The following is a 20979-nucleotide window of genomic DNA, read 5'->3' on the forward strand; positions in this document are numbered from 1 at the left end:
GTCTGGATATTTGCAAGAAGGGAACCGCAGAATATAACATTCCGATTCTTATGATTACCGGGAGAGCAGACGTTTGTTTACGGAAAAACCTTTACTCGCCCGGAAAATGAGTGGATACAACTATTCGTTGACATCTTGTTTGCATCTTTATCAAACCTTCGTGACATCCAGGAGCTATATTCTTGCTGAGAATAAGCCAATAAACGGACAAGGATTGAACCAACATGAACAGGGAACATAACCAACCGTTGAAACGCTATATGCCTGGTTTAGACGGCTTGCGAGCAATTTCTGTCCTGGCTGTGATTGGTTACCACCTTGATTGGGAGTCGATGCAAGGTGGGCTGCTGGGAGTAGAGATGTTCTTTGTACTATCCGGCTACCTTATTACGGATCAGATCATATTGGAGTATAAAACAAACAATACGGTTTCTATCTGGAATTTCTGGATAAGAAGAATACGCAGACTGTTGCCTGCGATGATTTGCATGCTTCTGGTGGTGGCTTCATGGCTGAGTATGACCGATTTCTCCAGACTGCGGGCACTGCAGGGTGATTTTCTCTCCTCACTTTTTTACATGAACAATTGGTACCTCATATTTCATGACGTTTCCTATTTTGAGAGTTTTGGTCCAGCTTCTCCAATTGGACATCTGTGGTCGCTTTCCATTGAGGAACAGTTTTACCTCGTTTGGCCAATTCTTTTCTTGATCGGCATAAAACTTGTGCCGCGACGAGGAAAACTAATGCTGCTGATTCTTTTATTGGCCTCCCTATCCGCCAGTGCAATGGCACTCATGTATGAGCCGGGAACGGACCCAAGTCGAGTGTACTACGGGACGGACACCCGTGCATTCGCTATCCTGATTGGAGCAGCATTGGCAATCGTCTGGCCGAGCTGGAAGTTGAATGACAGGATTTCCCCTACTGCTCGAACGTTGCTAGATGTAAAAGGAGTGCTGGGGCTAATTGTTTTACTCGTCATGATCAATGCAGTAAATGAATACGATGATTGGCTGTATCAGGTCGGTTTTCTTATTGTGTCTTTTGTCACCGCAGGTGTCATTGCAGTATTGGCACATCCGGCCAGCCGACTGGGGAAAATCTTGGCGTGCCGACCCCTGACCTGGATTGGGAAACGTTCCTATAGTCTCTATATATGGCATTATCCGGTCATTGTTCTGTCGAGTCCGACAGTCAACACCGAGAAGCCTGGTTTCACACACATTTTGTTGCAATTGATCATGAGTGTAGCTCTGGCAGCTCTATCATACAAGTATGTCGAAGAGCCGATTCGCCGGGGAAATGTTCGTAATCTCGTTCGCAAGCGTTACACTGACAAAACGTTTGGCAGATTAGGACGACTCCTCTGAGTAAAGGCGTGAATTCGTAACAAGGGAATGAATTTCAAAATGAAAGGATGAAATGGAAAAATGAAGAGAAACGTGTGGATGATATGGGGGGTCGTCATCTTCATTTGTGCTGTTGGTTTTCCGGTTCTCCGAGCACAGACCTCGGAAACGCCTGAAAAGGCAGAAATACAAGGCCAACAATTTGAACAATCTCCCAACCCGCAGAGCACTGAAAAGAATTCGGGCGAGACTGAAACAAAGAAAATCGAGACGGAGACGAAGCAAGAGGAACCACTCAATGGGGAAGGGATCACTGTCATCGGGGATTCTGTCATTCTGGGAGTGGAGCCTTACTTGAAGGAAAAGCTGCCGAAAATCACGGTAGATGGAAAGATCGGCAGACAAATGTCGCAAGCCCAGGATGTTGTAAATGGATTAAAACAGCAAGGGAAATTAGGGGACCACATCATTATTGAACTCGGGACGAATGGCCCTTTCAAGAAAGAACACCTGCGCAATTTGTTAACGTCACTTTCTGATGCCAAACAGGTGTTGTTAGTAACAACGCGAGTTCCGAAAAAATGGCAAAATCAGGTTAATCCGACGATCAAGGAAGTCGCCAGTGCATTCAGCAATACGAAAGTAGTAGACTGGTACGCAGCCAGTGAAGGGAAGGGAAATTACTTCTACGAAGACGGGGTACATCTAAAGCCGGACGGCAGCAAGTATTATGCTTCCCTTCTGATTGAAGCCTTACAAGAAAAGTAGGACATAAGCGCTATATATTCGGAGTGGTCAGGGGAGGAGTAATTCAACCAGCGGATTACGTAAAAGATGAAATTGCCCGGCGCAAGGCTGAACGAAACGGACAGGTACCAACAGAAACAGGTGAAACGCTCGTCAAAAAGACACTTGCTGGCGTGCTTGGAATTCCCATCGAGCATTACATCAGCATTGACTTTGAAGGCTTCCGATCAGTGATTGACGAGCTGGTTGGTGTTGAAGTAAATGTACACCGCAAGTTGTACTACAACGACCCAACCGATGGCACACATTTTGATCTTAACCCCGGGGTGCAGGTGCCGGCGATCAGGTATTAGACTATGTTCGTCACCGTCAAGACAGTCGAGGTGTCACATATTATTCGAGCGACTTTGACCGCAGCCGCCGTCAGCAAGAGGTGATGAAAGCAATGACTGAAAAGTTGGTTTCTCTTGGCGAACTGACTAAGTTATTCAAACTGCTGGAAGTGGCTGGTGAACATCTCCAGACCGACTTGTCGAAGGCGCAAATAATGGGTTTTGTTATGGGCCTGAAAGATATTTCACCTTCCAACCTGGTCTTTCTGGACAACGGTGCCTATTGGAAGGATGGATATTTGGACAGGGAGAAACTCCTTGCCGTTCGCACTGCACTTCAAAGAGAAATGAATGTGAGAAGCGACCAACGTTCTAAATTAAACAACCCTCCGATCCATGACAGCGATAAAGGCACTGCTGCGAGAACAAATCAATAACCACTCCTTGTAAACAACCTTATTTCGGTCACTTAAATGGAATTCTGTACGCATGTGGAACGTACCTTAAATAAAGGCAATTAGAGGACCAAACTTCTTGCCCGATCTCCACGATGAATGATTGTGTCGACCTCGTGGAATGGGCCGAAAAAATGGTGATGTTTTAAGCTTCACACACCAAACCTAACAAGAAAGGTGTTCTGAGCGATGGAGCATGAACCTGGAAGCATGAAAGAAAATCATTTACGGAGTTACGTAGATTCTCCAGAGATGCAGAATCGGCTATACAAACGAACGTTATTTATCGTATTCGTGGCACAAATTTTTAGTGGTGCAGGTCTGGCAGCAGGTGTCACTGTTGGAGCACTTCTTGCTCAGGATATGTTAGGCACGGAAAGTTTTGCTGGTGTTCCCGTAGCGTTGATTACACTTGGATCTGCGTTGGCTGCAATGCTTGTTGGGCGTCTTTCCCAGCGTTACGGACGTCGCTTGGGGCTCGCAGCAGGATTTATCACAGGCGGTATTGGGGCAATTGGGGTCGTATTTGCGGCTGTTAGCCATAGTGTATTCCTCCTGTTCGCTTCGCTGTTTATCTACGGCGCCGGTACGGCCACAAATTTGCAAGCACGATATGCGGGAACAGATCTGGCAAAGCCAACCCAACGGGCAACAGCTGTCAGCATTGTAATGGTTTCTACTACGTTCGGTGCTGTCGCAGGTCCAAACTTGGCTGATGTAATGGGCAGTTTTGCTTCGTCACACGGTGTTCCTGCCCTTGCTGGGCCGTTTTTACTGGCTGCGGCTGCCTACATCTTGGCCGGTCTTGCCTTTGTGGGTTTCCTTCGCCCTGACCCTTTCGTTGTCGCGAAGGCTATTGCTGAGGCCAAGAAAGAGGAGAGCAGCGGCTTAGATGCGGAAACAAATACGCTGTCAAGAAACAACCGTGGAATCATCGTCGGCGCTGCCGTAATGATCTTAACCCAAATCGTAATGATCGCAATCATGACAATGACTCCCATTCACATGGATCACCATGGTCATGATTTGGGGGATGTCGGATTGGTTATTGGTATTCATATTGGTTCGATGTACCTCCCATCTCTCGTGACAGGCATTCTTGTTGACAAGATTGGCCGCACAGTCATGACGTATGCTTCCGGTGGTACTTTACTTGCTGCTGGCCTTGTCGCAGCAGTAGCACCAGCTGACTCTTTGACAGGAATAATCATCGCGCTGGCTTTGCTGGGGCTTGGTTGGAACTTTGGATTAATTAGCGGAACAGCTCTCATCGTAGATTCAACGGATCTGGCTACGCGTGCAAAAACGCAAGGAGCCATTGACGTATTCATTGCACTATTAGGGGCTTCGGGTGGAGCACTTTCAGGTATGGTTGTAGCACATTCCAGTTATGCAACACTTTCACTTGCCGGGGGATTCCTCTCGCTGCTTCTCATTCCGGTCGTGATTTGGTCACGCAGCGGTCGAAAATCCACGGTAACAGAAAGTACTTCAGCAGGCTCTGGTCAATAGAAGCCTGCTTGTTCTTTTTTTACGGGGCTCCATAATTTTTACACAGTTTGCTTCTATGATAGGCTTAACAAAAACGGATGGGTCAGGGGAAACTGTGGTCTGGCATACGAATGCAGATTCCCCAACGATTTGACGTCCGTTCTTCCGACTGTTAGGAGGTGATACACGTGTCAACGATTCTTATCGTGGATGACGAACCGCAAATTCTGGAGATCTTGTCATCGTATCTGACCAAGGAAGGCTATCACGTCATGACGGCGGAAAATGGCAGGGATGCCTTGGAACTTGCCGATGCAGCCGATTTGATTGTCCTTGATCTGATGCTGCCGGATATAGGCGGAGAAGATGTGTGCCGGGAGATACGCAAGACGTCCCGGGTACCGATCCTGATGCTGACAGCCAAAAGCGGTGAGTCCGACCGAATTGCGGGATTGGAGATAGGGGCCGATGATTATCTGGTAAAGCCGTTTAGTCCACGTGAGTTGGTGGCCAGAGTCCGGGCAATATTACGTCGGATGGGCGATTACCAGGTGTTGCGCGATCAGGTGGAATTGGGGGACTTGCATGTATCGCTTTGGGAAAAGCGTGTAACGTTGAAGGGAAAGCCGGTTGAATTGACACCGAGTGAGTATCGCTTGTTGACCACGCTGCTCCGATATCCAGGACGCACTTGGACCCGGGAAGAATTGGTGGAAGAAGTGTTGGGATTGGATTTCGCGGGAAGCGACCGAACCATTGACACACACATAAAGAACTTGCGTCACAAGATTGAGAATGACCCGAGACAGCCAGTCTACATAAAAACCGTATACGGATTAGGGTATCGACTCGACAATCCCGCACAGAGTGGGGGCTAACCTATGAAAAGCATTTGGATGAAGCTGGCGCTGGCCTTTATGGCTGTTAGCGCTAGCGGCATTCTGATTTCAACCATCCTTTCCATTAAAGAAATGGATCTTCATTTTTTCTATTACATAAGCGATGTTCATCGAAAACACCAAGTAGATCTTCTGGCCATGCTAAGGGAAGAATATCAACAAGGACACGAGTGGAACGAACGCACGTTTTTGAAATTAGATACCGCGTCACAGCTGCTGAAGTTGAAGATCACGGTATATGACCAGGAAAAGCAGCTGATCCGAACGTTTGGGAACACAACGACTGCTCATACCAAACTTCAGGATGACATGATCCCTGTTCTGGTGCGTGGTACACCGATTGGGTACCTAGGTATCGAGCATGACAACACGGACAGCATTTCCTTGGAGGAACACTTTCAGACAGCCCATACAAATGCCCTGCAGTGGACGATGCTTGCTTTATTGGTCATTGTGTGTACGATCAGTATTTTCATCGCCAAATGGATGTCCAGACCAATTGTCAATATGAGTCGTGCGGCTCTCGCTGTAACGAAAGGAGATTTGTCTGTAAGAGTTCCCCTCCCCAAAGGAAAGGACGAATTGTATGATTTGGTTCAAACGTTTAACAATCTGGTTCACAATCTGCAAAAGCAGGAGGAATTGCGAAAACGGCTTACGTCAGATATTGCACATGAGCTGCGAACTCCATTGAATACGCTGCTTGCCCAGACGGAAGGGATGATCGATGGGATATGGAAAGCAACTCCGGAACATTTGGAGGCTGCCCGTTCCGAAGTGGTGAGGCTGATCCGAATCGTAAGCGATTTGGACCAAGTCATTCAGGCGGAAGCAGGTGCGCTGAGCATCTCCCTTGATGTTATCAACCTGAACCAGGTCGTGGAAAACATTGCAGATTCGATGAATCCATCTTTTCAGCAAAAAGGAATACGATTAACAGTTCGGCTGGACAACGATGTCTGGATTCTGGGGGATAAACAAAGACTGGCGCAAGTTTTTTCCAACTTGCTTACGAATGCACTAAAACATACTCCGGAGAGCGGGGAAGTCATCATTTCCGTTGTAAAAAAAGAACGAAAGGTTGAGGTGAAAGTCATCGACAACGGTGCCGGTATTTCACCAGAGGATTTGCCTTACGTGTTCGAACGGTTTTATCGTGGAGATCGATCGCGCAATCGGGAGAAAGGGGGTACCGGACTCGGATTGACAATCGTGAAAGGGATTGTGGAGGCACATCAAGGAGAAATCTCCATCGAGAGTGAAGTGGGAAAGGGTACGACCGTTACGATAACATTACCTCAGTCAGAAAGCTTCTCTTGACATGGATGTACGGGAAAAGGGCGGAAACGCTTGTTCCTGCCCTTTTTGCATGTCCGTTTAATCCTGGTCATTCTGTTATTCTGGCTTGTTGTTCACGGTTGGATCGACAGTAAAGTCAAGTTTGAAACCATCGTACTTCACTTCGGTTACCATTCCCTTGGAAGCGTGGCCGAGGTCATGGCAGTGGAACATCCAGTGCCCCGGATTATCAGCCTTGAAGGCAACGACGTATTCCTCACCAGGCAGAATGTTAAGCGTATCTTTTATCAAAGGAGAGCCCGAAACAGGTTTGCCATTTTTACTCAATACCTGGAAGAAGTGACCATGCAGATGCATCGGGTGAATGTCTTCCGGAGATTTGTTTACCAATTTGACTTTCACCAGATCTCCTTCCTTAACATCAAGCGGGGGAGTGTCTGGGAACGCTTTACCATTAATGGTGAAGGTTCCGTTTTTCATATCTGTTCCCAATTCCAGCGTGTACTGCCAATCATATTTGTCATCCAGTGAGAAGATGCTTTTGGCGGCTTCCCCGTATTTTGTGATATCTACAAGCGGCATCTCTCCTGCATGATCCGATTGCGGAGAAGCGTGCTCAAATCCTTCATAGACGATTGGAATTGCCAGTGATTTTGCCCCCGGAAATGTACTGTGTTCGTCCAACAGCCATTTGCCAGGATGATTGGCGACAAACTCGATATCGTATCGCTCCCCGGGTGCGATGTTCAGCAGCTGTTCGTTTATAACAGGCGGGTTGTGTATCGGTTGGCCATCTGTTGAGACGATCCTAAACTGATGACCAGGCAAGTGCAATTTGTGGGAGAGGTACCCTGCGTTGATCAGGCGGATTCTCACTTTGTCACCCTCTTTTACGGACACGGGTTTGATAGCAGCGCCAGTCCTACCGTTCGCCGAAAAGATCGTGTACATCAGCGGCATCATCTCAGCATCGCTCATCTTACTCATGTCCATCATGGTGTTGTTCGTGTCAGTTCCATGGTTCATGTGTCCGTGGTTCATCTTGCTCATGTCCGCATTCGAGTGGGTGGAGTTGTGCATCTCAGCCATGCTGTCATCTTCCATCCATTCATCGAGGACAATCGTGTAATCATGGTCAACCGGTCGGGACTCTTTTGGTTCGACTACAATGGACCCGTACAATCCTTTATCAACCTGGTTGACACTATCCTGATGGGAGTGATACCAGTAAGTGCCGGGGACATCCACTGTAAACTGATACGTAAAGCTCTCGCCAGGTTTTACAGCATTTTGTGTTACACCAGGAATCCCATCCATATGGTTCGGAACAGGTAGGCCGTGCCAGTGGATCGTTACTGGTTCTGGCAGTTCGTTATTCAATTTGACCTGAATCGTTTCCCCTTGTTTCACCCGCAGCTGTGGTCCAGGCACTGTTCCATTAAAAGTCCACGCCGTTTTCATGGTATTGTTGTCTAGCATGAGCATGCTTTCTTTTGCTGTCAGCGTAAATGTATTTCCAGTCAGAACTTCAAATTTGGGATCTGCTGAGGCTGACATATGCTTCTGTTGTTCATGAGAGCCCGTTGTGGACATGTCATGGCCTTCTGTATGATTGAGGGTATTATTGGAACAAGCAGACAGCACCAATGCGCCGGATAAAATAACCGGAAGCGCAATTCGCTTCTTTTTGGGTATGTTATTGGTCATGGATAATCCTCCTTTTCTTTTTCTAGGGGAAGATTAACATGCGATTGTGAAGAAAAAATGGAGAAGGATGGTGTCTGAGCATAGTTGCAATATGGACGAAGCGGGTCCTTATTATTCAATAGGGGAGTATTCTGGAGGAAAAGCGTGGTGTTTTTCCGATCATAGCTAAAGTGACGCAGAAATCATGTTCTGCGTCACTTTAAGATTCAACAGTTGACGATATACATTCATATATTCCCCCGGGAAATCCAACGGGGGGTGCTGTTGTTTGTCGAATTTTGAAAAATGAATTCCATAATCAAGTTTCAAATGTGTTGACGTCTTACATGACTGTCCACACAGAGCATATAAAGACAGGATTTGCTTTCCCGTAATCAGTACACTTTATCTCAGGGAGTTGAGCTGGATGGCACTGGTCGAGTCATTGCAGAAAGCGATTGATTATATGGAAGAACATTTGCTTAAGCCGCTGACGATCGAGGAGATTTCCAGACAAGCGAATCTTTCTGCTTTTCATTTTCAACGTACGTTTTTGATCCTGACTGACATTACAGTCGGTGATTATATTCGACGACGGCGGTTAACGCTGGCGGCGCAAGAGTTAATCAGCACAGGGATCAAAATCATCGACCTTGCCTGCAAATACGGCTATGAAACTCCCGAAGCTTTCACCAAAGCCTTCCGGAAACAGCATGGTGTTACTCCAAGTGAAGCCAGAAAAGGAATCGGAAACATTCAATCGTACAACCGCCTGTCGATACAGGTGACGTTGAAAGGAGCAGAACCGATGAAGTACCGTATCGTTAACAGAGAGGCTTTTCAAGTTGTAGGTGTAAAACGCGAATGCCCTTGTGGCGCGAATGCGGAAGGGCCGGGGATTTCGGAATTTTGGGGTGAAATGAATGCAAACGGAACGGTCGACAAGTTAATTCAACTGCTTAATGGCGAGATCAAAGGGTTGATCGGAATGAACGACAATTATAACGCCAAGAAAAACACGGTTGATTACTGGATCGCCGCAGAACATGCGGGGGATGTGCCGGCTGAATTTCTGAGCTTTGAATTCCCTGCAGCGAAATGGATTGTGTTTGAGATAGAGGGGCCTATCCCAACCGCATTAGTGAATGCCTACAAACGAATTTATTCGGAATGGCTCCCTTCTAACGGGTATGTGCCCGCTGAACTGCCGACGATAGAGGCCTATATTAGTCCAGATCTCCATAGTCTTCATTCCCGGAACGAAATCTGGCTTGCCGTTAAATAAAACGAGAAAAATTTCGGTTGGAACCGGATCACGAAGGCGGCACCAACTTCAAGACGATTTTTTCGGTATGCTGCCCCGTTTCATCATTCCAGGTGATTTCATAGACCAAGTCCCGGAAAAATATGCTGGCTATCTCTTCTGCATTCATCCCCGCTCAAAACTGTATGGAGTCACGCCCCGGACTTGTGACAAATAATTAAATCGGTTTACCTTCCTCGATAAGTGGGGAAACCAGCGTACCCCCAGGTTGGCTTGTTACCAAGTCTGTCTTATAGGTAAGTTGGGTGACATTCATGGAGGTTAGCGGCTTGATTGTTCCTTCGTAGATCACTTCGTTCCCATCTTCCGAAGGTCTCACAACAAATTGCGCCTCCCAATGCTGGCTGGAGCCTTGAAAAAGGTAAGACCAGGTATGGGAATAGTTGAAAAGAATAGAAAAGCCGACGATGAGAATTAACAAGGCACCAGCGAGTACGTAAAATCGGTTGACCTTATCCAATCCATTTCCCCCCTCGAAAAAATTCCCGCGGTCTGCGCCTGCGAGTTTGATCGGGTTTACTTTATGGGGCCATCGATTCGGCCGCTTTACGGACGCTTGACATTGGTATGATTGAATACCATCATCAACATATAAGGAAAAAGAAGGGGATGCAGATCCTCGGTATTGGCGAAAGGAAAGGCGAATGATTCAAGATTCCCCGCATGAAAGGACAAATAGATGATGAATGACTTACTCATTACCAAACCGACCAGGGAAGATATAACATCAGCTTATGCTGTATTTGAAGCATCGATTACGGATGCCTTTGAGAAAGACGGCCTTGGACATTTAACCAGTGATATTGAATATGAGATTGAGTCTAAAAAGAATCTGCTCACATCTTCACTGGTAAATGCCAAATCGGGAACTTTCTTTCTTGTTGCCAAAATGAATGACAATCTTATCGGAACGGTTTCTTTCGGTCCTTGCAGCAGTGATATTAAGAAATTTACAAATAATCAGCTTGAGGCAATTGGAGAGTTGGGCAGCCTTTACGTCTTGCCCGAATTTCAAGGCAAGGGCGTAGGGTCAGCTCTGATCCATTCGATGATGGAGGTTCTTCATGAATCAGGAGTCGAACAGTTTTGTTTGGATAGCGGCTACAAGCAGGCTCAAACAAAATGGCTACGGAAATTTGGCGAACCTTATTTCATCGCAAGAGATTACTGGGGAAAAGATCGTCACCACATGGTATGGCTATGTAAAGTAAGTGATTACGTGAAAGGACAGGATTAACGCAGGGGGGCTTGCTAAAACGCAAACAAAATGTTGCTTCCTCCGCCAAACAAGAGACCAGTAAAAAGCCTATCCCAATAATAATGGACAACTCCAATAATTTACGCATACGAATATAACACCTAGCTTATTTAATGTATCGCGACTAGGCGATGGGCACACACTCACCATCACAAACATTTTTTTACATACATGCGCAGGTAAATATACTCACCTGGTCGAACTCTTATCAAATGACAAATTTTCTCTTGGGGATTATATGAGCGACTTCAACTACGGAATTGTTGTACTGCTTGAATTTTATCCATCCTGGTTGGCCTTGCCGCGTGAAAAAAGAAGAGAATTGGCAAAAGATCTGTACCACATTATTGGTAAGTATCAAGACCATGTGAAAGTAAAATTCTTTGATGCGGATGCATTAGGCGGCAGATATACGGATTTTGTAATCTGTGAGACCAAGGACATGAAACAATACCACTATATGTGGGAAGAAATCAGGGATACGGTTGCCTATTCTCAAGGGTACTTCAAAATAAAGGATGTGATCATTGGCATCCAGAGTGCTTACCAGCAATTTGAAACTGAGGTATTGAAATTACCTGAAGAGTAGTACACGTTGCCCCGGAAAACGGGGCAATCAGTGTGTAGACAAAGTCCATGGCGCATGGGTGATAGGTCCCGCTCGCTCTCTTGACGACCAGCAAAGAAGCGGATCGCGTCCGCTCCAAAACGCGACGCGGGCAGGGGGCAAACATCTGGGTATTTCGATGAAGTGAGACTTGTGCCCCCTGTTTTCCCCGCGTCTTTCGTTTTTCCGCTGAGCAGGTCGTCAAAGGAGCTCGCTTGGCCCATCACTCCATGCCCGTACTTTATCTCCACCTTCGGTTGATCAATGTGCAGGCCTTTCGTCCTGACAACAATGGAAAGATCGTTTCCTTGCGGAACCTCAATGAAAAAGGACAGTTTGTCTTCAGTCTGGTTGCCCCGGAAAACGGGGCAATTTTTTTCAACGGTGAAGCGGGGGCAAGCACGGGAATAGAGCTTTCAATGGGGTGCAGTGTCGATATCACAACGAACCATGATCCCGCAGTGGTTGCTCGCAATGCATCCAGAATCCATCCGGCCAGAGCACTACCGCGAATACCACCATGCTCAGTGCGTGCCGGCAGCGTATAACATTATCCTCATGTATTGATCTGAATACATTCACAAGGCACCCATCCAACCTGGTTATCTGCATTGATACAGAGAAACCATCCGCTCTCTTCACACGTGATCGTTACGTCTTCCCCAATGTGCACAGTAAGTTCATACGAGTTGTATTCGTGTTGTACGGTTCCAAGGTTCCCATTTACCTGCAAATAACGTTTGGGCACCCATCCTTCCAGTCCGCTTTCATTCCTGCACCAGACCCATCCGGTCCATTGTTCATCTTCTTTGATGATTTGAAGTATATCCCCTGCGTTACAAACTATGGGGGTGGGATAACTGGTCACATGACGTTTTATGACAGTGCCCTGGATTGGGTTTGACATTAGGAGACCTCCATATCAAGAATTTTGTCTCAGATAGTACCACGACCATTTACTGCAACGCTCGTTTTGATCAATGTTGATTGTCAGGCAGCTTATCTGAAACAACAATAATGAGTGTCGCGATTGGACCAAGAAGTAATGAAAGGAAGAACCAGTTCAGACCACTGCGGTTTTTTGCTTGAGCCAGTCCTGCATTGATCAGCGATAGAGTTCCCCACCCGACAAAAAATTCATTTTCCATCAAGGTCAATCCTCCAAGGTTTATAGACTTACTGGTATTTTATAAGACGTAAAATATGTATTATGTTCATTTTCTGTTTTGTCTCGATTCCCTGAGGGTTAATGCCAGTCAGCTCACTTCCTCGATCATCAACATAATCAAATATGCTCCCAACAATGCGGTCATTACTGCCAGGATATTGGATCGGTTTGGATGGTGGACAACTTGCTTAATCGTAAAGATAAATGTAACGAAAAAATGATTGCCACGACAGTTATATATAACAGCATGAATTCATCCTTTCAATAGGGAATTATCCAAATTATACTAAATGTCAGGTGTAATTGTACAACTAGGTACAACATAACTCATGATGAAAGAGTTGAGGGCATGGAGAAGTTCGACTGGCAAAAATTCACCTAGGTATCTAATGTGGAATGATAAGTGCCTTGTGATAAAAGGAGGTAGGTTATTTTGTGGTGGTAGCTGTGTATATATGTATCGGTCTTCCAGTAACTCTATTTATTCTCCTTCCTTGTTTATTGTTAGTTGGTAAGGGAAAGAAAAAAGTCATACCTACACCAATTGAAATATTGTTATTAATCATCTTTTCGTTAGTCGGTACATGGTCCTACATTATACTTTTTTATGGTGTTAACGCTGCGGGAAGTTCCGCTGATTTAATAACAGCTTCCATTGCAGTATTGTTAGGCGGAACATCATTAATACTCTCCTATCTAAATCCATTAATATGGGCTTTTGGCAAAATAAAAGCAAAAGCCAAAAGAAAACATTTGTGATTTTTTGTTCTGGCGTGTTGCTGTCACCGCCGGGATATAATTGACCCAGGTTCGCCGGAAAGAAAATGACCCACCCATAGCGAATATATCCCCTTCGTAATTAACGGCCAAGTTAATCTTCGGAGGGAGACACATGCTAAGGAGTGGGATAGTGATATCGTTACATACCATGAGGGCAGAAGGCAAGAGTATTCGTGAAATTGCCCGTCTAACGGGGCATTCTCGAAATACAGTTCGCCGATATCTCCGGGGTGAATTCTCCCCGAAAAGGGAACCCGTAAATCTCGTGGTTCCAAGCTTGATCCGTATAAACCGTTCCTGCAGGAACGTCTTCAAGAAGGTATCTATAACTGCGAGGTTTTATTCGATCTTCTACGAGAAAAGGGGTATACCGGGGGACGTACCATCTTGAAAGACTATGTGAAGGACTTCCGTCCTCCCAAACAAGTTCCCGCTGTTCTTCGTTACGAGACGAAACCTGGTGAATATGCACAGGTCGACTGGGGACTGTGTGATTACGTAGATTTGGACGGTACAGTCCGAAAAGTGCCGGTATTTGTCATGGTATTGGGGTACTCTCGTTCCACCTATATAGAGTTCACTAAGCGTTGTGACATTCACAGCTTTCTTCGTTGCTTGATTCATGCTTTTGAATATTTTGGGGGCATCCCAAAGGTAATGCTGACCGACCAGATGAAAACCGTCGTACTGGGCATGGGAGATGATCGAAAACCTCGCTGGCATCCGCTTTTTGCCGACTTTGCTGCAGCGATTGGGCTTGTTCCAAAAGTATGCAAAGTTCGACGCCCCGAAACAAAGGGAAAAGTGGAACGAGGCGTTCAATACGTAAAAAACAACTTTCTTCCTGGCAAACGCTTCGTTGATTTACAGGATCTCAATCAACAAGCCCTACACTGGTGCGAGCGGATTAACCGCCGTATTCATGGAACAACCGGCGAACGTCCCATCGACCGACTCCGTGAGGAAAATCTGTCGCCTATCCCTTCAGCTGAACGATGGGAAAAATACTTGCATGAACCGAGACAGGTCAGCCGAGACGGATTTGTTAGCTACGATGGTGTACGATATGGGGTTCCATGGAGGTACAGTGGACGTGAGGGTACCGTGCGAGAAGTGAATGGGTGGGTGGAAATCTGGGCCGACGGCACATGTATTGCTCGACACCAAAAGGTCTATCGATCCCGTGCAACTGTTTTTTGTGAAAACCAGTATGCAGGTCTTACGACTGCTCAAGGATATGCCTATCCACGTCCGCAAGCCCGACAGATTTCATCGCAGCAAGTGGAAGTGCGTTCGCTGGATGTCTATGAGCAGCTGACGGGGGTGGGAGCATGATTGAACTGGAACAGGCACGGCTACGTCTTGAGGAACTTGGGCTTCAGCAAGCGGCTCTACTCTTGGATGCCCATTTGGAAGCGGCAAGTCATGGACAGCCCACCTATCTGTCCTTTCTCAACATGCTTCTAGATGCAGAGATAGCGGAACGTCAAAAACGGAATATGGAGGTACGCACCAAACTCGCACACTTGCCTTACCGAAAAACGCTGGAGGAGTTCGATTTTGCTTTCCAACCCAGCATTGACGAACGGTTGATTCGAGAGCTGGCCACGATGACTTTTGTAACCCGACACGAGAATGTCTTGTTCTTAGGGCCTCCCGGAGTAGGAAAAAGTCATCTGGCGGTGGCGTTGGCTGTAGAAGCCATCTCGCAAGGGATATCCGTTTACTTTGTCAGTCTCTCGCAACTCATCGAAGATCTGCGAAAAGCTTACACGGAAAACAGGCTGGATAAACGCCTACGCATCTATATTCGACCAAAGCTCCTGATTATTGACGAAATTGGTTACTTACCGTTTGACAGTTTGGCAGCTAACCTCTTTTTCCAGGTAGTAAGTGCAAGATACGAGAGAGGGAGTATTCTGTTGACCAGCAACAAGAGTTTCGGTGAATGGGGGGAACTGATGGGCGATCCGATACTTGCTACGGCTATCCTGGATCGGCTCTTACACCATTCCCACATCGTCAATATTAGGGGGAATAGTTACCGACTTCGTGAGAAGATGAGGACTGGAGCCTACGGCTCCCCCTCTACCACCTAACCAACAAAAAATCGCCGGGTGGGTCAATTCTAAACCGGCGATGGTGGGTCAAAATAAAGTCGGCGTTGACAGTTGCTAATGGATGCCAACTCCCTCTATGAAGAAGTCTCGATGAATCCGAAACAAGGAAAAGCCAAGTCTGCCTCACTGGCGGAGTATGGCAAAACCGTGGTACTATTTTTGTCAGGGAAATATTGCCAATGCGGATGATTGGGAAAGTGAGTTGTTCACGTCTCCTGTAATTCTTATTTGGAGTTGATGTGTCTTGACTGAGCAAAGAAAATGCCCGAATTGCAATGGTTCGGAGTTCGCAGAAGGCGATGATTTCATGCCGATAAAGCCCATTGACAAAAAAATGTCGTTTGGCTCTCCCAAAGTATATACGTTTTGTTTGAACTGCGGAGAGGTCATATCCATTAGAGTCAAAAATCCCGAAATGTTTCGCAGTTGACTATCCCAAAGCCTGATACCCGGATACGGAAGGCGTCAGATTCACACCTGCTATGGGTATGTTCTGGCGTCTTCTTTTGTTGTGCCATCGTCTTCGTTAATCGAAAATTTGACTAATAATGTACAGAAATGGCAGGAGAAAACCAATAATTCCGAAGACCCTCAGCATAAAAAAGTATTGTTTGGAAGGATAACGGTTCGCCTGCCATTTTCCGAATAGTTCCCAATAACCAACAGGATTTATCGCAATATAGCCAGTTATCACGAGCCAGCCCAGAAAAAATATACTCACGATGATCATGCCCATTAGCGAAAACCTCCTTGTTGCACAATATACAAAAAATTGCGTCTATTGATATGATAACATAGCTTCGTGCGTGAACTCGTAAAAAACTGGCATCGCTGAATATACAGATAACCAATTACACAGGCACTTTTGGCCCCTATTCTCGGGAATTTTAGGAGGGAATTCTTTTGAGCGAATTCACGTTTGCCATGCTTGTGAAGGAAGCAAACAAAAGGAAGATAAGCAGCGCGGTCCGGAAACGCCCTCTATGCAGAGATGGCTGATCGATTCATGGCGGAATACGCGTTTCAACGCATACATATGGATGATCGTATTCTGTTTGGCGGCAAGGCGATCTACCAAGGCAATCGGATGCAGATTGAATTTACACATTTTCCTCAGAAAGCCAGTATCGTTACGTATCTGGTCGAGGAGACAGGGAAAAGGTCCTTACAAGATTTTTTAGTGGAACACAGAGACATCCTGCCGGTCGATATCAGAACGATTCATTTCTTGTTTCAAAACCGGGATGAATTTGTACAGGCGCTGGAGCGTACCTTTGATTTTCTGCATTTTTATTTCGAACAGAAGCAGGCAGATTGACTTATCGTCAGGCAGCGGCGCTGGTGCAGGATGTTGGTCCAGACCAACCTCCTGTACGGGCAACGTGATGCCTGTAAAACCTTTTGGGACGATTTACAAAAAATTAATGACAACATGATGGAAAATCATCTTCTTTTTTTGCAGGAAATGGTATATAGTGTAATTAGTTGGTTGAATGGCTAACTCGATAATATGTCTTCCATACATAATCATTCGGGGTGGAGTAAGGAAACACACTGGAATACACGCAAGGGACTGAGATGAATGGCAAAACCGAACGTCGTTTCCAAACAGGAACTGATTGAAGCAGCCAAGGCGTGCATCGTGGAAAACGGCTTGGAAAAGCTCACGCTGAAAATGGTGGCTGACAAGGCAAATGTATCGCAGGGGACCGTCTATTACCATTTTCACACCAAAAACCAACTGATGTTGGACGTGGTAAAAGATGTGTGCCTTCGTTCCTGGGAGGAGATGTCTCATACGCAATCCGTCGAATTCGCCGTCCCGGAGGCTTTGAATGCCGCCAAGGAACGGTGCCGACCGGACTCTTTTTTCCACCGGCTGTTTTTGTCGCTGGTTGTGTTTAGTTTCAACAACGAAGAAATCAGGCAGGAATTGGGCCAGCTGCTCGCGTTTGAAAACAAGGTGCTTTCGGAAAAGATCCTGGAGCTGATCGCAGACAACCACGCCGATTCCAGCGTGGAGGGGACTGCTGTTCAGACTGGCCGGGAAAAACGGCTGATGGGGGTTTCCACCGAGACCTGGGCGGTCCTCATCAATGCGTTGATTGACGGCCTGGCGGTTCAATGCCTGGTCTCTCCCGAATTTGACCGGGATAAAGTGTTTGCCGAATTGGGCGTATTCTTTCAGAAGCTGTTGGAAAACAAATCGGATTGAGCAGCCACATCAAGTCTTGGAGGCTGGCTTCATCGTGTGTTCTTCCACACTTACCTCCAAAGACTTTTTTCCAATATATTTCCTCAAACTTTAGAAAAGGAGATGAGGGTATGTTCTCAGAAAAACTGGGCCTGACCTTGCTGTTCTCGATCCTGGTCTGGCTGGGGGCGACGTTGTTCTTCGTGTTTTTCGGCAGCATGGTGTTGGTCGACCCGTATCAACAAGACTTTTTCATGAGGTTCCTGTTGTTGGAGATCGCGACAGCAGTGGTCTTGTACATCGTCTTTGTGATCTTTCGCAAGCTGGATCCCAGTCCGTATGCGGTGGTGAAGCTGGGGCTGATCGGCAGTGCAGTCGGCTTGATCATCGATGCCTTCGTGTTGTGGAACCGCGACGTGTTTTTTTCGGGATTGTCCAGTGAACAGCTGCTCGCCTTTACGATCTGGATGTCATTTGCCTATGGACTCTATCTGCTGATCCCGCTGTTCATGCGAAAAGAGAACAAGTAATTCATTTTAGATTAATCTTTGGAGGAGAAGTCGATGAAGCGTCTGAATCCCGTTATCGCGGATTTGCTCACCATTTTCAAGATGGATAAGAAATTTGTCAGGGGTGAAGGGTACTATCTGTACGAAGCAGACGGAACGCGGTATACCGATTTCATCGCCCAGTACGGCGCCATCCCCTTGGGGTACAACCACGAGGCGATCTGGGCGGCCCTAGATCAAATCAGGGCGAACATGCTTCCGAGCCTGTGTCAGCCATCCACACCGATTAAGGCGGTAGAGCTGGCCCAGTTCCTGTTAGACAAAATGCCAAAAAATCTCTCGGTCTGCACGTTTGGCCAAAGCGGGGCGGAAGCAGTGGAAGCCGCGATCAAGCTCGCCAGAGCCGCTACCCGAAAACGCAAGATCGTCAGCACATGGAAAAGCTTTCACGGTAAAACAGCGGGAGCGTTGGCGGCGACCGGGCAGGAAGTCTATCAAAAGCCGTTTTTCATCGATACCTCTGACTACATCAAGATCCCCTACAACGACGAGGCTGCTTTGGAAAAGGTGTTGCAGGAGCAGGGAGATCAAATCGCCGGTTTCCTGGTCGAACCTGTGCAGGGAGAAGGCGGGGTCAACGTACCGTTGCCCACGTATCTGCACAAGGCGCAGGAGCTGTGCCGCCGGTACGGTGTCCTGTTTATCCTCGATGAAATTCAGACAGGTCTGGGCCGGATGGGCAATTGGGCCGTGTGTGTGGAGCAGGGCCTGGAGCCGGATATCCTGCTGCTGTCCAAAGCATTGGGCGGAGGAATTGTCCCGATCGGTGTATGTATGAGCACGTCTGCTCTCTGGGAGGAGGACGATTTCGGGAAAAACCACAGCGCCACGTTTGCCAACAACAATTTTACCTGCTCAATCAGCCTGGCTTATCTCAAGTATTTGGAGCAAAACCAGCATCTGTTCCAACAGGTGAAGCAAAACGGCGCGTACATGCGCGAACGCTTGCTGCAGATTCAGCAAAAGTGGCCCGGTGTCATCAAGGAAGTACGCGGTGAAGCCTATTTGCAAGCCATCGAGTTTGAAGAGATCGATGCAGGAGATTCGTATGAATTTGCGATTCTCTGTTCGCAAGGCGGTCTCGGATACCTGATCAGCGGCTTTTTGCTCAATGTCTACAAACTGAGGATCATGCCGTATCTCAACCAGGAGATGGCTGTGCGGATTGAACCGCCGCTCACGATTTCCAGGGAAGAGATCGACAAACTGCTGCACGCCATCGACCGTACGTGCGAGATTCTCTACTATCGCGATTTCTATCATTTGTACCGTTATACCATTCACGACAATACCATCCCCGAAACAATTACTGACTATCGTTCAAAAAGAAGAGAAATTATTGTTTCTTCGACCACTCGAGTACCTCATCGCAGCTTCGCTTTTATTGCCCACTACCCGCAAACGAGAGACTTGGTCATAAACACACCGTCATTTGAACAATTCAATGATACAGAGCTGTCCGAGATACTGGAATGGCAGGCTGACTACGGAGAGCCGGGAGTAGTTTGCACACTTTCCAAAATCTCCTCGAAACACGGAGATGTCGCTGCCGGCAGCATCATCGCCATTCCCTTCGGGGGACCAAAAGTGTTGGAGCGTCCCAGAAAGGAAGTCGTTTCCGCCATTCGCGCTGCGATCCGCAAAGGGCGCGAAATGGGAGCCACCGTGTTCGGATTGGTGCGTACACCTCCATCGTCACACGCGGCGGAATCGATGTGCGCGATATGATACTGGATCATGAGATCGTAACGACGGGCAACACGTTTACCGTCATTACATCCGTCAACGCGCTGCTGACAGGCGCAGCCAAGATGGACATCTCTCTCGAAACGTGCAGAGGAGCCGTGATCGGCGCAAATGGATCGATCGGACGGCTGTGTGCCATTCTTTTGTCTCAAAAGATGGAAAATATCGTATTAATCGGTAGAAAAAGTAATGAAAGAGTAAATATGGAGCGTTTGCGAGAGTTGGCCAATGAAATCTACCTGCATGCCATCTTTTACCACAAGGAACGATCGGGGATCCGAAAGCAGCTGTTATCGCTGCTGGAAAACGAGCTCGTATTCAGCGACGGTCTGTATCAGACACGCGAACGGCTGTATGAACTGTTCCAGACGGCCGAATCGGCGGAGACAGACAATCTCGAAGAGCAGATGAGTGAAAACATCATTGACGACATCGAGCTGTTGTTCCGACAAGCCGGACACAAGCCTCCGATCGATTACGGCGTCGATATCGATTACTTCCTGCCTGAGCTTGATGTCATCCTGGTCGCTACCAGCAGCATCGGAGAACTCCTGCAGCCGGATTTGATCAAATCTGGGGCAGTCATCTGCGATGTCTCCCGTCCTGCCAACGTAGGCAAAATCGTGCAGGAAAAACGGCCGGATGTATTGGTGATCGAAGGCGGTTTGGTCAAATTTCCGGAAAATCTCGCATTTGGTCAAAACCTGGGTTACAAGCCGGGGGTCAATTTGGCCTGCCTTTCGGAAACGATTCTCTTAACCTTGGAAAATAGCAACCGCAATATGGGCATCGGTGGACGCATCACGATGGACGACATGTACTACATCCAGGGGCTCGCCGAAAAACACGGTTTCACACTGGCCAGCCTGCACAGCTTCGAGAAGGAAATCGATGACGAGTACATCGCGCGGGTCAAAGCGGCGGCCAACAAACAAGTTGTTTCATAATTTTC

21 protein-coding genes and 2 pseudogenes are annotated in these 20979 nt (G+C 47.1%); 18 read left to right on the forward strand and 5 right to left on the reverse strand.

From position 1 onward, the window contains the following. Positions 1–224 precede the first annotated feature (224 nt). From Q7F15_RS08090 to Q7F15_RS08115, 7 genes and pseudogenes are all read left to right on the forward strand, one after another. Complete coding sequence (locus Q7F15_RS08090) at positions 225–1373, forward strand: acyltransferase family protein (protein WP_304415377.1); 1149 nt, start codon at positions 225–227, stop codon at positions 1371–1373. A gap of 60 nt (positions 1374–1433) precedes the next feature. After that, positions 1434–2120 (forward strand): SGNH/GDSL hydrolase family protein, encoded by a 687-nt coding sequence (locus Q7F15_RS08095; protein WP_304415378.1) that lies wholly within the window; start codon positions 1434–1436, stop codon positions 2118–2120. A 152-nt stretch (positions 2121–2272) separates the two neighbouring features. Further along, positions 2273–2452, forward strand: coding sequence for an LCP family glycopolymer transferase (locus tag Q7F15_RS20665; RefSeq protein WP_497197335.1), 180 nt, complete (start codon positions 2273–2275; stop codon positions 2450–2452). Between the two features lie 44 nt (positions 2453–2496). Then, positions 2497–2868 (forward strand): annotated as a pseudogene (locus Q7F15_RS08100) (LCP family protein); the annotation flags it as partial. Between the two features lie 207 nt (positions 2869–3075). Next, positions 3076–4398: an MFS transporter gene (locus tag Q7F15_RS08105; protein ID WP_304415380.1), complete on the forward strand. Its 1323-nt coding sequence runs from the start codon at positions 3076–3078 to the stop codon at positions 4396–4398. A 167-nt stretch (positions 4399–4565) separates the two neighbouring features. Further along, on the forward strand, positions 4566–5255 hold the full coding sequence (locus Q7F15_RS08110) for a response regulator transcription factor (protein ID WP_171567002.1): 690 nt from the start codon (positions 4566–4568) through the stop codon (positions 5253–5255). A gap of 3 nt (positions 5256–5258) precedes the next feature. Continuing rightward, entirely contained in the window at positions 5259–6596 is a 1338-nt protein-coding gene (locus Q7F15_RS08115) for a HAMP domain-containing sensor histidine kinase (RefSeq protein WP_304415381.1), read from the forward strand. Positions 6597–6671: 75 nt separating this feature from the next. On the opposite strand, the gene Q7F15_RS08120 is transcribed toward Q7F15_RS08115, so the two are convergent. Beyond that, complete coding sequence (locus tag Q7F15_RS08120; protein WP_304415382.1) at positions 6672–8282, reverse strand: multicopper oxidase family protein; 1611 nt, start codon at positions 8280–8282, stop codon at positions 6672–6674. 406 nt (positions 8283–8688) lie between these two features. Between Q7F15_RS08120 and Q7F15_RS08125 the strand changes: the two genes are divergently transcribed. Then, a complete protein-coding gene (locus Q7F15_RS08125; RefSeq protein WP_212133308.1) occupies positions 8689–9546 on the forward strand; it encodes an AraC family transcriptional regulator in 858 nt (285 codons plus the stop codon). A 196-nt stretch (positions 9547–9742) separates the two neighbouring features. Here Q7F15_RS08125 and Q7F15_RS08130 read toward each other — a convergent pair whose 3' ends face one another. After that, a complete protein-coding gene (locus Q7F15_RS08130; protein WP_304415383.1) occupies positions 9743–10045 on the reverse strand; it encodes a hypothetical protein in 303 nt (100 codons plus the stop codon). Between the two features lie 222 nt (positions 10046–10267). On the opposite strand from Q7F15_RS08130, the gene Q7F15_RS08135 reads away from it, so the two are divergent. Then, positions 10268–10822: a GNAT family N-acetyltransferase gene (locus Q7F15_RS08135; RefSeq protein ID WP_304415384.1), complete on the forward strand. Its 555-nt coding sequence runs from the start codon at positions 10268–10270 to the stop codon at positions 10820–10822. Between the two features lie 259 nt (positions 10823–11081). Then, on the forward strand, positions 11082–11432 hold the full coding sequence (locus Q7F15_RS08140) for a darcynin family protein (protein ID WP_171564518.1): 351 nt from the start codon (positions 11082–11084) through the stop codon (positions 11430–11432). 574 nt (positions 11433–12006) lie between these two features. Here Q7F15_RS08140 and Q7F15_RS20575 read toward each other — a convergent pair. Both Q7F15_RS20575 and Q7F15_RS08145 read right to left on the reverse strand, forming a co-directional pair. After that, the gene (locus Q7F15_RS20575) at positions 12007–12357 is read right to left on the reverse strand and encodes an SH3 domain-containing protein (RefSeq protein WP_311837362.1); all 351 of its coding nucleotides are present in this window, start codon (positions 12355–12357) and stop codon (positions 12007–12009) included. 70 nt (positions 12358–12427) lie between these two features. Then, a complete protein-coding gene (locus tag Q7F15_RS08145; protein ID WP_304415554.1) occupies positions 12428–12601 on the reverse strand; it encodes a hypothetical protein in 174 nt (57 codons plus the stop codon). 452 nt (positions 12602–13053) lie between these two features. On the opposite strand from Q7F15_RS08145, the gene Q7F15_RS08150 reads away from it, so the two are divergent. The 3 genes and pseudogenes from Q7F15_RS08150 (at position 13054) to istB (ending at position 15497) form a co-directional block, all read left to right on the forward strand. Then, positions 13054–13377, forward strand: coding sequence for a hypothetical protein (locus tag Q7F15_RS08150; protein ID WP_212133310.1), 324 nt, complete (start codon positions 13054–13056; stop codon positions 13375–13377). A 133-nt stretch (positions 13378–13510) separates the two neighbouring features. After that, a pseudogene (gene istA, locus Q7F15_RS08155) lies at positions 13511–14733 on the forward strand (IS21 family transposase). Continuing rightward, complete coding sequence (gene istB / locus Q7F15_RS08160) at positions 14730–15497, forward strand: IS21-like element helper ATPase IstB (RefSeq protein WP_008409491.1); 768 nt, start codon at positions 14730–14732, stop codon at positions 15495–15497. The pseudogene istA and the gene istB overlap by 4 nt, the downstream one beginning before the upstream one ends. Positions 15498–16044: 547 nt before the next feature. Here istB and Q7F15_RS08165 read toward each other — a convergent pair. Then, the gene (locus Q7F15_RS08165; protein ID WP_212133311.1) at positions 16045–16254 is read right to left on the reverse strand and encodes a hypothetical protein; all 210 of its coding nucleotides are present in this window, start codon (positions 16252–16254) and stop codon (positions 16045–16047) included. 270 nt (positions 16255–16524) lie between these two features. On the opposite strand from Q7F15_RS08165, the gene Q7F15_RS08170 reads away from it, so the two are divergent. From Q7F15_RS08170 to Q7F15_RS08190, 5 genes are all read left to right on the forward strand, one after another. Next, positions 16525–16836 carry a hypothetical protein gene (locus Q7F15_RS08170; protein ID WP_304415385.1) on the forward strand — a complete coding sequence of 104 codons (312 nt, stop codon included), beginning with the start codon at positions 16525–16527 and terminating at the stop codon, positions 16834–16836. Positions 16837–17100: 264 nt separating this feature from the next. Beyond that, complete coding sequence (locus tag Q7F15_RS08175; RefSeq protein ID WP_171564523.1) at positions 17101–17733, forward strand: TetR/AcrR family transcriptional regulator; 633 nt, start codon at positions 17101–17103, stop codon at positions 17731–17733. A gap of 110 nt (positions 17734–17843) precedes the next feature. Continuing rightward, entirely contained in the window at positions 17844–18242 is a 399-nt protein-coding gene (locus tag Q7F15_RS08180; RefSeq protein ID WP_171564524.1) for a hypothetical protein, read from the forward strand. A 33-nt stretch (positions 18243–18275) separates the two neighbouring features. Further along, positions 18276–20009: a class-III pyridoxal-phosphate-dependent aminotransferase gene (locus Q7F15_RS08185; RefSeq protein WP_171564525.1), complete on the forward strand. Its 1734-nt coding sequence runs from the start codon at positions 18276–18278 to the stop codon at positions 20007–20009. Then, positions 19997–20974, forward strand: a complete 978-nt coding sequence (locus Q7F15_RS08190) for a hypothetical protein (protein ID WP_171564526.1) — start codon at positions 19997–19999, stop codon at positions 20972–20974. Before Q7F15_RS08185 ends, Q7F15_RS08190 begins: the two co-directional genes overlap by 13 nt. Positions 20975–20979: the final 5 nt, after the last annotated feature.

Source organism: Brevibacillus aydinogluensis (genome assembly GCF_961514395.1).
In the GTDB taxonomy this organism is placed as follows: domain Bacteria; phylum Bacillota; class Bacilli; order Brevibacillales; family Brevibacillaceae; genus Brevibacillus; species Brevibacillus aydinogluensis.